The sequence below is a fragment of the Paraburkholderia sp. 2C genome (assembly GCF_054589215.1).
On sequence record NZ_BAAILL010000068.1, the window covers coordinates 61,539 to 72,033 of the forward strand.

At 64.1% G+C, this 10,495-nt stretch carries 11 protein-coding genes; all 11 read right to left on the bottom strand.

Features of this window, described 5'->3' with window-relative positions; all coding sequences use genetic code 11:
• Positions 1–105 precede the first annotated feature (105 nt).
• Positions 106–1,365, bottom strand: coding sequence for a cardiolipin synthase ClsB (clsB, locus tag ACYPXD_RS31185; protein WP_459721143.1), 1,260 nt, complete (start codon positions 1,363–1,365; stop codon positions 106–108).
• Positions 1,362–1,850, bottom strand: a complete 489-nt coding sequence (gene nudB / locus ACYPXD_RS31190) for a dihydroneopterin triphosphate diphosphatase (RefSeq protein WP_459721146.1) — start codon at positions 1,848–1,850, stop codon at positions 1,362–1,364. The genes clsB and nudB overlap by 4 nt, the downstream gene beginning before the upstream one ends.
• 154 nt (positions 1,851–2,004) lie before the next feature.
• On the bottom strand, positions 2,005–3,810 hold the full coding sequence (gene aspS / locus ACYPXD_RS31195) for an aspartate--tRNA ligase (protein ID WP_459721150.1): 1,806 nt from the start codon (positions 3,808–3,810) through the stop codon (positions 2,005–2,007).
• Positions 3,811–3,874: 64 nt separating this feature from the next.
• Complete coding sequence (locus ACYPXD_RS31200; protein ID WP_459721153.1) at positions 3,875–4,534, bottom strand: DUF502 domain-containing protein; 660 nt, start codon at positions 4,532–4,534, stop codon at positions 3,875–3,877.
• A gap of 84 nt (positions 4,535–4,618) precedes the next feature.
• Positions 4,619–5,047: an FmdB family zinc ribbon protein gene (locus ACYPXD_RS31205; protein ID WP_459721790.1), complete on the bottom strand. Its 429-nt coding sequence runs from the start codon at positions 5,045–5,047 to the stop codon at positions 4,619–4,621.
• Positions 5,048–5,330: 283 nt separating this feature from the next.
• Positions 5,331–6,911 (bottom strand): ubiquinone biosynthesis regulatory protein kinase UbiB, encoded by a 1,581-nt coding sequence (gene ubiB, locus ACYPXD_RS31210; RefSeq protein WP_459721156.1) that lies wholly within the window; start codon positions 6,909–6,911, stop codon positions 5,331–5,333.
• A gap of 15 nt (positions 6,912–6,926) precedes the next feature.
• Positions 6,927–7,571, bottom strand: coding sequence for a ubiquinone biosynthesis accessory factor UbiJ (locus ACYPXD_RS31215; protein WP_459721159.1), 645 nt, complete (start codon positions 7,569–7,571; stop codon positions 6,927–6,929).
• Positions 7,572–7,740: 169 nt separating this feature from the next.
• Entirely contained in the window at positions 7,741–8,745 is a 1,005-nt protein-coding gene (locus ACYPXD_RS31220) for a Tim44 domain-containing protein (RefSeq protein ID WP_459721162.1), read from the bottom strand.
• A 38-nt stretch (positions 8,746–8,783) separates the two neighbouring features.
• Entirely contained in the window at positions 8,784–9,515 is a 732-nt protein-coding gene (gene ubiE / locus ACYPXD_RS31225) for a bifunctional demethylmenaquinone methyltransferase/2-methoxy-6-polyprenyl-1,4-benzoquinol methylase UbiE (RefSeq protein WP_459721166.1), read from the bottom strand.
• 88 nt (positions 9,516–9,603) lie between these two features.
• Positions 9,604–10,026, bottom strand: a complete 423-nt coding sequence (locus tag ACYPXD_RS31230; protein WP_459721170.1) for a gamma-butyrobetaine hydroxylase family protein — start codon at positions 10,024–10,026, stop codon at positions 9,604–9,606.
• Positions 10,027–10,033: 7 nt separating this feature from the next.
• Complete coding sequence (locus ACYPXD_RS31235) at positions 10,034–10,462, bottom strand: HIT family protein (protein WP_459721173.1); 429 nt, start codon at positions 10,460–10,462, stop codon at positions 10,034–10,036.
• Positions 10,463–10,495 lie beyond the last annotated feature (33 nt).

Genomic DNA, 10,495 nt, shown 5'->3' on the forward strand with positions numbered 1-10,495 from the left:
TTTCAATTTTGCGTCATCCGTTTGGAGCGTGATGCCAATTTTTTAGAGTTATTTGTCTGCATTTTTGGTTGTTTTCCGGCATCGCTTGCGGGTGAGATCCGGCGGCTAGTCGTATCCGCCGACGGTGAGCAGCTTCATCAGGGCCCGGTAGCCCTGATACGCGAACCAGTTGACGAATTGTTCCGACAACGGCCGCGCTTCGTAATGCGCCACGTCGATGCCGCGCGATTCCGCAAACGCGGCGAGAATCGCGCCGCGTAGCTGGTCGAGCTGTTGATGCAGCACGAGCACGACGTTGGCCTCGTTGTTGAGCATGAGGCTCAGCGCGTCGAGGTTCGACGAACCGACGGTGCCCCAGTTGGAGTCGACCACGGCCACCTTCCCGTGCAGCATGGTCTTCTCGTATTCGGCGATCTTCACGCCGGCGCGCAGCAGCGAGCGGTAAAGGAACGGCACCGCATAGTCGAGTATGGCGAACTCCTTTCTGCCGACCACGAGCCGCACGTCGACCCCGCGCTCGGCGGCATAGATCAGCGCGCGCCGCAGCTTCCGGCCCGGCATGAAATACGGGTTCGCGAGCAGCACTTCGTCGCGCGCCTGGCCGATCGCGGTCAGATACGCCTTTTCGATCGCGCGGCGGTTCACGATATTGTCGCGCGCGACGAACGCGACCGACGGCTCGGCCGCCGCGCGGACGTCGCCCGTGCGGATGCGGCGGCGCGCCCGCACGAACTGGTCGGTGACCGCCTGCGCATTGGCCGCGCCGTCGGTGTCGGGCGACGGTTTCGGGCGGTGACCGATGCGGATGCGCCGCCACTGCAGATCGAACGCGACGCGCACGTCGGCGACGACCGGGCCGCGCAGTTCGACCGCGAAATCCCAGCGCGGAAAAGGCAGCTGCGTACCGTTCTGGTCGTAGTCGTCGACGATATTGATGCCGCCGCAGTACGCGTAGGTGTCGTCGACCACCGCAAGCTTGCGGTGCGTGCGCGAGAAGCCGAAGCGGCCAAACAGATGCGGGTTGTAGATGCGATGCTCGATGCCGGCCGCGATCCAGTCGTGGAACATCGGCAGGCGCGCGGTGCCGATGCCGTCGGTGATCACGCGCACGCAGACGCCGCGTTTCGCCGCGCGCAGGAGAGCTGCGGAAACGTCGCGGCCCGCGTCGTCGTCGGCAAAGATGTAGGTTTCGAGCGTGACGATATGCGTCGCCGCGTCGATGCGTTCGATCAGCGCAGCGAAATACTGGTTGCCGGACGTGAAGAGCCGCACGTCGTTGCCGGTCGTGAAACGATAACGCGACAGATAGCGCCGGCCGAGCAGCGTCTGTCCAAAGTGGGCGAGACGGCGGTGGCCGCCGCTCATGCGCCGCGCCCCGTGTTCAGTCGGCGTACGCGCTCGGGCAGTTGCAGGATCGCGTCACGGTTCGACCACGAGAAACATTGCTTCGCCGCGTCCTGGTACGGCAGCCAGATATGCGCGGTGTGCTCGCGCGGCGCGAGCGTCACTTCGAGGCGGCGCGGCACTTGCAGGCTGAACCAGTGCTCCGTGTTGACCGTCACGCCTTCGGCGTAGCGATGCCGCCACTCGCGGAAAATCTCGAACTGGATATGGTGATGCCAGTCGATAAGCGCCTCGCGCGGCACCTCGCTGGAGCCGACGACAATGCCGGTCTCCTCGCCTACTTCGCGTGCGGCCGTTTCCGCGAACGGCTCGTCGAGATGGTTGCGCGCACCGGTCACCGACTGCCACAGCGCGGGACGATCGGCCCGCTCGATCAACAGCACGTCGAGCTCGGGCGTATGGATCACGACAAGCACGGATTCGGGAATCTTCGGCGGTTTCGGCATGGGTCGTCAGTCGTAACGCGTCGGCGACGCAGGTCGATCGATCTGCAATGGCAAGCAGGCTTCACCGCGAATGTAACGCAAAAAGCGAAAAAGGCGCTATCGAGCGCCTTTTTCGTGCGTGGCTTCGGGGCCACTATGCGGGTCGGCGCTGCGCTTATTGCGGCGCCTTCTGCTCCGCTTGCCGCAGACGGATATGCAGCTCGCGCAGTTGCCGTTCGTCGACTTCGCTCGGCGCCTGCGTGAGCAGATCTTGCGCGCGCTGCGTCTTCGGGAAGGCGATCACGTCGCGAATCGAGTCGGCGCCGGCCATCATCGTGACGATACGGTCGAGGCCGAAGGCAATACCACCGTGCGGCGGCGCGCCGTACTGCAGCGCGTCGAGCAGGAAGCCGAACTTCAGACGCGCTTCTTCCGCGTTGATCTTCAGCGCGCGGAACACCTTGCTCTGCACGTCTTCCTGATAGATACGCACCGAGCCGCCGCCGATTTCCCAGCCGTTCAGCACCATGTCGTACGCCTTCGCGAGGCAGCGGCCCGGGTCCGTTTCGAGAAACTCGAGGTGCTCGTCCTTCGGGCTCGTGAACGGATGGTGCGCGGCGACGTAGCGGTTCTCTTCCTCGTCGTACTCGAACATCGGGAAGTCGATCACCCACAGCGGCTTCCAGCCCGACTCGACGAGGCCATTCGCCTTGCCGAACTCGGAGTGGCCGATCTTCAGGCGCAGCGCACCCAGGCTATCGTTGACGACCTTCGCGCGATCGGCCGCGAAGAAGATGATGTCGCCGTCCTGCGCGCCCGTGCGCTCGATGATCGCCGCCACTGCCGCATCGTGCAGGTTCTTGACGATCGGGCTTTGCAGACCGTCACGGCCCTTCGCGACTTCGTTGACCTTGATCCACGCGAGGCCCTTCGCGCCGTAGATGCGCACGAACTCGGTGTAACTGTCGATATCGCCGCGCGAGAGTTCGCCGCCCTTGGGCACGCGCAGCGCCGCGACGCGGCCGTCCTTCGTGTTGGCCGGCGCGCTGAACACCTTGAATTCGACGTCCTTCACGGCATCCGTGAGATCGGTGAATTCGAGCTTCACGCGCAGATCCGGCTTGTCCGAGCCGAAGCGGCGCATCGCTTCCAAGTACTGCATGACCGGGAACGGATCGGGCAGCGTCACGCCGATCGTTTCCTTGAACACGTGGCGAATCATCGCTTCGAACAGGTCGCGAATTTCCTGCTCGCGCAGGAACGACGTTTCGCAGTCGATCTGCGTGAATTCCGGCTGACGGTCAGCCCGCAGGTCTTCGTCGCGGAAGCACTTCGTGATCTGGTAGTAGCGGTCGAAGTTCGCGACCATCAGCAGCTGCTTGAAAAGCTGCGGCGATTGCGGCAACGCGAAGAACTGGCCCGCGTTCACGCGCGACGGCACGAGGTAGTCGCGCGCGCCCTCGGGCGTGCTCTTCGTGAGCATCGGCGTTTCGATATCGATGAAGCCCTGCGCGTCGAGATACTTGCGCACTTCCATCGCGACGCGATAGCGCAAGCGCAGGTTGTGCTGCATCTGCGGGCGGCGCAGGTCGAGCACGCGGTGCGTGAGGCGCGTGGTTTCGGAGAGGTTGTCGTCGTCGAGCTGGAACGGCGGCGTGACCGATGCGTTGAGCACGATCAGCTCGTGGCACAGCACCTCGATCTTGCCGCTCTTCAGGCCCGCGTTCGTCGTGCCTTCCGGGCGGTTGCGCACGAGGCCCTTGATCTGCACGCAAAACTCGTTGCGCACGCCTTCGGCGGTCTTGAACATCTCGGCGCGGTCGGGGTCGCACACGACCTGAACGAGGCCTTCCCGGTCGCGCAGGTCGATGAAGATGACGCCGCCATGGTCGCGGCGCCGTTGCACCCAGCCGCACAGCGACACGCTTTGGCCGAGCAGGTGTTCGGTCACCAGACCGCAGTATTCAGATCTCATCGACATGATGTTTGTCTTTCGTTTTGCGTGGGTAAACGGTGCGCGCCGTCTTGAGCGCCGCGCACCGGCATTACATGGGTGGCTCGACGGGCGTGCGGCGCGCCGGCGTGACCGGCTGCGGCGCAGCCGGCGCGACGACGCCCATCGAAACGATGTACTTGAGCGCCGCGTCGACCGTCATGTCGAGTTCGATCACTTCGCTCTTCGGCACCATCAGGAAGAAACCCGAAGTGGGGTTCGGCGTGGTCGGCACATAGACGCTCACGAAATCTTCCTTCAGGTGATTGACCACATCGCCGCCGGGAATGCCAGTCAGGAATGCGATCGTGTACGAACCGCGGCGCGGGTATTCGATCAGCAGCGCCTTGCGGAATGCATTGCCGCTTGAAGACAGCAGCGTGTCCGACACCTGTTTCACGCTCGTGTAAAGCGGACCGACCACAGGGATACGCGCGACGATCAGTTCCCACCAGCTGACGAGCTTCTGCCCAACGAAGTTCTGCGTCAATAACCCGACGACGAAGATGAAAGCGAGCGTCAGCACCGCGCCGAGACCCGGCAGACGGAAACCGAACAGATTTTCGGGACGCCATGCCTGCGGCAACAGCAACAGCGTCTGATCCATCGTTCCGATGATGAGACCGAGCACCCACAGCGTGATGGCAAGAGGCACCAGCACCAGCAGGCCGGTCAGGAATACCGATTTGAGCGTCGTCTTTTTCGTCGTCATTGGCTTCGCCAGAAATCCGCGCGGACGTTGCCTCGCGCGGCGTGGCCGCCACCCGTTCGGGCAGCAAGACCGCTTGGGTATTGCTTAACTGCTGCTTGCGCTGCCCGATGTGGACGACCCGGTTCCAGACCCGGTCGCCGAACCGGTCGAGGACCCCGACCCGCCGTTCGATCCGCCGGCCGGCGTTGCGGCCGGCTTCGAGGACGCGGCCGCGGCGCTGTCGGACGAACCGGACTTGCCGCCTTCGGACGATCCGCCGGCACTGCTGCCTTCGCCATCGCCGTTCTTGCCGGATGCATTCGAACCGTTACCGGACCCGTTAGACGCATTACCGCCGCGGAAATCCGTCACATACCAGCCCGAGCCTTTCAATTGAAAACCGGCGGCAGTGACCTGCTTGCGGAATGTATCGGCCCCGCATTGCGGGCATTGTGTCAACGGAGCGTCGCTCAGCTTCTGAAGCACGTCTTTCCCGAAGCCGCACGACTCGCAGCGATAAGCGTAGATCGGCATGACCTTGTCCCTACAGAAATCTTGGAAGCGCTTGCAAAGCCTTGAATTATAGCCGCAAACGGTCTGAACTCCCCCGAAATCGGGCGTCGGCCGGCGCGATGAATGCAAGCGCGCGCCGTTGAAGGAGCGCACCGAAGCGAGCTTTGAGCGCAACGCTTCGGCGCACGGCACGACGTACCGCGCGGAGTACCGCGCCGGGCACCATGCGAAGTACCACGTTACCTTGCCGCCAAATGGGGGCGGCGGGCAGCGGAATCAAGTGCTGTTGCCGCGTACCGCCCGCTCAGCCGCCATACGCGAGCGCGATCCACGCACGCGCGAGCACGGCGCCGACGCCGACCGCGACGCCGAACATCAACAGCCCTTGCAGCAACCGGTTCGTGCGTTTCTGTTCGAGCAGAATCTGGCGAATCGTTTCGTCGTTGATGCCGCGCTGCTGCGGGTCATGCCGATGCGCAAGCGCCTGGTGCACAAGGCGCGGCAATTGCGGCAGCGTCTTGCTCCACTGCGGCGCCTCGATCTTGAGCCGCTCGTACCACCCTCGCAAACCGATCTGCTCGTTCATCCAGCGTTCGAGATACGGCTTCGCCGTCTTCCACAGGTCGAGCTCGGGGTCGAGCGAACGGCCGAGGCCTTCGACATTGAGCATCGTCTTCTGCAGCAGCACGAGCTGCGGCTGGATCTCGACGTTAAAGCGCCGCGACGTCGAGAAAAGCCGCATCAGCACCTGGCCAAGCGATATGTCTTTCAGCGCGCGGTCGAAGTACGGCTCGCAGACCGCGCGGATCGCGCTTTCGAGTTCCTCGACGCGCGTGTTCGGCGGCACCCAGCCCGACTCGAGGTGCAGCGTCGCGACGCGGTGATAATCGCGCTTGAAGAACGCGAGGAAGTTCTGCGCGAGGTAGTTCTTGTCGAAGTCCGACAGCGCGCCGACGATGCCGAAGTCGAGCGCGATATAGCGCCCGAAGTGAGCGGGGTCGAGGCTCACCTGGATATTGCCCGGATGCATGTCCGCGTGAAAGAAGCCGTCGCGAAACACCTGCGTGAAAAAAATCTCGACACCTTCGCGCGCGAGCTTCGGAATATCGACGCCCGCCGCGCGCAACGTCTCGACCTGGCTGATCGGCACGCCGACCATGCGCTCCATCACGAGCACATTGGGCGTGCAGAACTCCCAGTACATTTCCGGCACGAGCAGCAGGTCGAGGCCCGCGAAGTTACGCCGCAGCTGGCTGCCGTTCGCGGCCTCGCGCATCAGGTCGAGTTCGTCGTGCAGATATTTGTCGAACTCGGCCACCACTTCGCGAGGCTTCAGGCGCTTGCCGTCGGCCCACAGCCGCTCCGCCCACACGGCGATGTCGCGCAGCAGCGCGAGGTCCGAATCGATCACGGGCAGCATGTTCGGCCGCAGCACCTTGATCGCCACCGACTTGCCCGCGTGCTGGCCAGCCTTCACGGTGGCGAAGTGCACCTGCGCGATCGACGCGCTCGCGACCGGCACGCGCTCGAAGTCGTCGAACAGCACATTGACCGGCGCGCCGAGCGACCGCTCGATGATCGAGATCGCGACATCGGAGTCGAACGGCGGCACCTGGTCCTGCAGCTTCGCGAGTTCGTTGGCGATGTCGGGGCGCAGCAGATCGCGGCGCGTCGACAGCACCTGGCCGAACTTCACGAAAATCGGTCCAAGGCTTTCGAGCGCAAGCCGCAGCCGCAGCCCGGGCGGGTCGTCGAACTTGCGGCCGATGGTCGTTACGCGCAGCAACAGTCGCACGCGACGATCGTTGATGCGGCTCAGCATCATCTCGTCGAGTCCGAAGCGTATGACGGTAAAGAAGATCTTGAGAAAGCGCAGAAAACGCATGGTTGAGCCCGGTGACTAGCGCGTGCCGCGCGTATTGGCGGCGGCGCCCGGTGCGGCATTGCCGCGGGCTTCGACCTTCTGTTCGAGACGCTCGATGCGTTTTTCGACGCGCGCAAGCGCATCGCGGGCGCGCGCGAGTTCGGCGTTGAAGCCGTCGAGCGCACTGCGCCGCACGAGCTGCGGGTCTTCATCGAGCAGGTATTCGGCGACCGAGTCGAGCAGGTTGCGCCCGGTACGGAGCGCCTGCTCGCTTGCCGAGCGCGCGAGCGACGCGACCCGCCACGCGGGTCCGTCGCCGATCAGCCGCGCGAGATCCTCTTCGGGTTCCCAGCGCAGATGCTCGGCGAGCTTCGCGATCAAGGTGGCGAACTCCGCGTCGCCTTCGATCTTCACATGCTTCATCACAGCGGCCTGACCGCCTTGCAGAAACACGGGCAGCGCATCGGCAGGCACCGACACCGTGACATCGACCTGGGGCGCCGCGCTTTCGTCGACGGCGGCCACATAGCCGTCCGGCTGCACGAGCAGGATCATTTCCACAGGAACGCACAATAGCCGGGCAATCTTCCCGGCATAGGGAGCGAGGCGCTCGCGAGCCCACGATTCGCGGGCGAGCAGATGGTTGACGGCAGCAGCGAAGGGCTTGGCGGCTAGGGTCATCGTGTTGGAATGAAAAAACCCGCGCAGGCGGCTTGCCTGCGCGGGTTCCTATTGTAACGTCCGTTCCCTTTCCAGCCGCTTCAGCCGAACGGCCTATTTGTTGACTCGGGCCGCGTTGGCCGAAGCCACCGCGGCCCGCTCGCTATCATTGCAGGGAACCGGCCACGGCTCAGTGATGCGTGACCTGCTGGATGCCGGCGAGCAGCCAGCCTTCGCCGGTCTTCGTCGACTTCGACAGGTTCCAGATTTCGACGAACGGCTCAGCCGCGCCGCCGACCGTCTCGCGAATCAGCCCCGAGAAGCGCACGCTCGCGAGATATTCCTCGGCGCGGTCTTCGACGCCGAGCAGTTCCGCGTTCAATTGCACGACGTCGGTCTGGTTGCGCTCGGAACCGCGCGAGTCGAGGTCGATCTTCACTTCCGCGAACATTTCAGGCGTGGTGAACTCGCGGATGTCGGCCATATTGCCCGCGTCCCAGGCTTCCTGCAGACGCACGAAGTAGACCTTCGCGTTACGCAGGAACGCGTCCGTGTCGAAGTTCGCCGGCACCGACGGCGCCGCCTCGACGCGCGGCGTGCTCAGCGGATTACCTTGCGGTTCAAGATACTGCCCGCTCGGCGGCGCCGTATAGCGCGGCTCCTGCGAGTAGCCGGTGCCGCCCGCGTTGAGCGTGGGCGAACCGCCCGCATAAGCCGGCGCGTTTGCATCGCGCTTGCGGCCGAGAAACTTGCGGATTAGCCAGATCGCCACGATCGCAATGAGCGCGATGACGATGAAGTTAGCCATTGCGCCGGCAAACGCTTCGCCGAGACCGAAGTGCGACAGCAACGCCGCGATGCCGAGACCGGCCGCGAGGCCCGCGATCGGACCGAGCCAGCGCGAGCGGTTAGGCTGCGGTGCGGGAGTAGGCGCCGGCGCCGGCTGCGCGCGCTGCATCTGCGCGTTCTGCCCCTGCCCCGGCTGTTGAGACGGCGGCGGCGTGGTTTGCCGCTGCATCATCGACGAGTCGTTTGATTGCCGGCCGAAACTGCGCCCGCCGCCCATCCGCTTCGCCTCGGCATCGAGCGACGCGAGCGTGCCGACGGTGAGCAATCCGACCATTGCCAGCAGCCCGATTCTGCGCGCCCAAGGCCGCGAAACCTTACGATTATACAACAGCTTCGATTCGGACATTTCTGACAATTCCTTTTAAAAACGAGCGGTTAGGGACGCTAATACTTTGTCCCGGTGTGCAAGGCTACCACGCCAGCTGACAGATTGTAATATTTGACGCCGTCAATGCCCGCTTGTTCCATCATCGCTTTTAAAGTTTCCTGGTCCGGGTGCATCCGGATCGATTCGGCAAGGTAGCGATAACTTTCCGCGTCTTTGGCGAAACGATCGCCAAGCCACGGCAGCACCTTGAATGAATATAGGTCGTAAGCCTTCTTCAGCGGGTCCCACACTTTGGAAAACTCGAGCACGAGCACACGCCCGCCCGGCTTCAGCACGCGGCGCATCTCCGCGAGCGCGGCCTCCTTGTGCGTCATGTTGCGCAAGCCGAAGGCCACCGTGACCACGTCGAAGTAGTTGTCCGGAAACGGGATTTTTTCCGCGTCGCAAAGCAGCGCGGGCGTGACGACACCTTTATCGAGCAGCCGGTCGCGGCCCACGCGCAGCATCGATTCGTTGATGTCGGTATGCCAGACCTCGCCGGTCGGGCCGGCCTGCTTCGCGAAAGCCTTCGACAGATCGCCGGTGCCGCCCGCGATATCGAGCACCTTGAAGCCCGGCCGCACATTCGCCTGCGAGATCGTGAACGCCTTCCAGGCGCGGTGCAGCCCGCCGGACATCAGGTCGTTCATCAGGTCATAGTTCGAGGCGACCGAGTGGAACACGCCCGCCACCTTCGCCGCTTTGTCCTGTTCGTCGACCGTCTGATAGCCGAAGTGGGTTTTGCTCATCGCGCTTGTCCTCGCGTTTTTTGACGATTGTTGCGCCGCATCGCAGCGGCGGCCGGGCGAATGGTATCAGCCCGTGTCAGTGTCAGTATTAGTGACAATGCCCGTGGCCGTGGCCGCCCGCGGGCGCGGCGGCCATCGGCGCGTCACGGTCGACGCCGGCGGCCGCGAGTGTATCGAGATATTCGCGCCACCGTTCGTCCTGGCACGTCGCGAGATCCCACAGCAGATCCCACGAATAGATGCCCGTCGAATGGCCGTCCGAGAACGTGGGCTGCAACGCATAGTTGCCGACGCCTTCGAGCGCCGTGATCATCACGTCGCGCTTGCCCGTTTGCAGCGTCTCCTGGCCGGGCCCGTGGCCGCGCACTTCCGCCGACGGCGAGTACACGCGCAGCAGCTCGAACGGCACGCGATACGACACGCCGTTTGCATATTGCAGTTCCAGCACGCGCGACACCGCGTGCACGACGACGCCGGTCGGCACCGGGGTGTCGGGAGTCAATCCGCTCATGGTTACCTCACGCGAGAGCCTGTTCGATTTCGCTGCGCACCGCGTCGCGCAGCAACGTAGCCTGCGCGCGGCGCTGCGACAGCATGGCCTCCGACACGGTCCGCTGACGCGGCGCCCAGATCGGCAGCGGAAAATGCGCGTCGTTGGAAAAGCGCGGAATCACATGCCAGTGCACATGCGGCACCTGGTTGCCGAGGCTCGCCAGGTTGATCTTGACCGGCTTCATGACGCGCCGCATCGCGCGTTCCACGGCGTTCACGGCGCGCATCACACGGTCGCGCTCCGCGTCGGCCAGGTCGGAGAACTCGGCCACATGCCGGTTCCAGATAACACGGCAGAAGCCGGGGTAATCCTGCTCGTCGGCCAGGACGACACGCAAGGTGTCGTCCTTCCACAAAATGTCGCCGCCGTCTTCGCGGCAGAAGATACAGTCCATCGTCGCCCTCGAGCGCATACCGTCATGCTTGCA

Coding starts and splice junctions, on each gene's coding strand:
- ubiB (WP_459721156.1), bottom strand. CDS start 6,911: ATGCGTTTTCTGCGCTTTCTCAAGATCTTCTTTACCGTCATACGCTTC.
- ubiE (WP_459721166.1), bottom strand. CDS start 9,515: ATGAGCAAAACCCACTTCGGCTATCAGACGGTCGACGAACAGGACAAA.
- ACYPXD_RS31230 (WP_459721170.1), bottom strand. CDS start 10,026: ATGAGCGGATTGACTCCCGACACCCCGGTGCCGACCGGCGTCGTCGTG.
- ACYPXD_RS31200 (WP_459721153.1), bottom strand. CDS start 4,534: ATGACGACGAAAAAGACGACGCTCAAATCGGTATTCCTGACCGGCCTG.
- ACYPXD_RS31215 (WP_459721159.1), bottom strand. CDS start 7,571: ATGACCCTAGCCGCCAAGCCCTTCGCTGCTGCCGTCAACCATCTGCTC.
- ACYPXD_RS31220 (WP_459721162.1), bottom strand. CDS start 8,745: ATGTCCGAATCGAAGCTGTTGTATAATCGTAAGGTTTCGCGGCCTTGG.
- ACYPXD_RS31235 (WP_459721173.1), bottom strand. CDS start 10,462: ATGGACTGTATCTTCTGCCGCGAAGACGGCGGCGACATTTTGTGGAAG.
- aspS (WP_459721150.1), bottom strand. CDS start 3,810: ATGTCGATGAGATCTGAATACTGCGGTCTGGTGACCGAACACCTGCTC.
- clsB (WP_459721143.1), bottom strand. CDS start 1,365: ATGAGCGGCGGCCACCGCCGTCTCGCCCACTTTGGACAGACGCTGCTC.
- nudB (WP_459721146.1), bottom strand. CDS start 1,850: ATGCCGAAACCGCCGAAGATTCCCGAATCCGTGCTTGTCGTGATCCAT.
- ACYPXD_RS31205 (WP_459721790.1), bottom strand. CDS start 5,047: ATGCCGATCTACGCTTATCGCTGCGAGTCGTGCGGCTTCGGGAAAGAC.